The organism is Roseateles sp. P5_B10 (genome assembly GCF_056400485.1).
On the sequence record NZ_JBFULE010001241.1, the window covers coordinates 1 to 1,069 of the forward strand.

Below are 1,069 nucleotides of genomic sequence, written 5' to 3' on the forward strand. Positions count from 1 at the left end.
GTCAAGGTATTGATCGGCCTGGGGCGCGGCGGCATGCGCGTCGCGGCGGCGCTGGCCGACGAGCTGGCCGTGATGGTCGGCTGCGTCGTGTCGGTGCAGGAGTCCGAGGCCCGCAACTTTCCCATCCACACGCTGGCGCCCGACCCGGCCTTGCTGCTCGCGCGACTCCGGCGCCTGAAGTCGTCCACGCGTCGTGTGCACCTGGTCTACGACCCCAAGCTGAACACCTGGCTGGTGAAGCTGGCGCGCGAGGCGGCCCGGGCCGAAGGCCTGGAGCTGCTGGCCCAGGAAGCCGCCGATCAGGCCGAGGCTCTGCGCGCCTACGCCCAGCTGCTGGCCTCGGCCGACCCGGCCCGCGACGCCGTCTGGCTGCCGCAGGACCCGACGACCGTGGACGACAACGTCGTGCTCACGCTGGTGCTCAAGGAAGGCTGGAACCGCAACATCGCCGTGTTCTCCAGCCACCTGGCGCATGTGAAGCGCGGCGCACTGTTTTCGCTCTACCCGGACAACCATGAACTCGGGCGCTCACTGGCCGTGTCGGCCCAACGCCTCGCGTCCAACCCTAAAGCGGGCGCGGCCGGCGTGCTGCCGTTGCGCCAGGCACGCGCCGCCATCAACATCCGCACCGCCGCGCACCTGGGACTTGACGTCGCCACCGTGCAGTCGGGATTCGATCTGGTCTATCCCTCCAGCTGAGGTTCGAGAGTGACGCCACCCGTTCCACTGGACAGCCAGCCGCCCCTCATCCTTCGGGATGAAAGCGTGCCTGTGGCCGCGCCGCCGCAGCGGTCGTGGCCGCTGCGCATCTACGCGCGCTGGTTGCGCGAGACCTCGTTCCGCCGCCATCTCAGCGTCGCCGTCGCGCTGGGCACGCTCTGCCTGGCCCTGCTGATGGCGGTCGTCAATGCCTGGCAGGGTGGCCGCCAGGTGCGGGCCATGCTGATGGAGCAGGGGGGGCGCGTGGCAGCCAATCTGGCGTCCAACAGTTCGCTGGCCCTGCTGTACGCCGCTGCCGACAACGCCGAGGAGGCCGTGCGCGCCTCGCTGGCCTTCCCGGATGTGATGG

Annotated in this window: 2 protein-coding genes; both read left to right on the forward strand. The window is 70.3% G+C overall.

Going from position 1 to position 1,069, the window contains the following annotated elements:
- Positions 1–699 (forward strand): ABC transporter substrate binding protein (locus tag AC1DU6_RS32420; protein ID WP_477862342.1); only part of this gene is annotated, 699 nt, incomplete at its 5' end.
- Positions 700–765: 66 nt separating this feature from the next.
- Positions 766–1,069, forward strand: a 304-nt coding sequence (locus AC1DU6_RS32425; RefSeq protein ID WP_477862344.1) for a hypothetical protein, incomplete at its 3' end; no start/stop codon positions are given.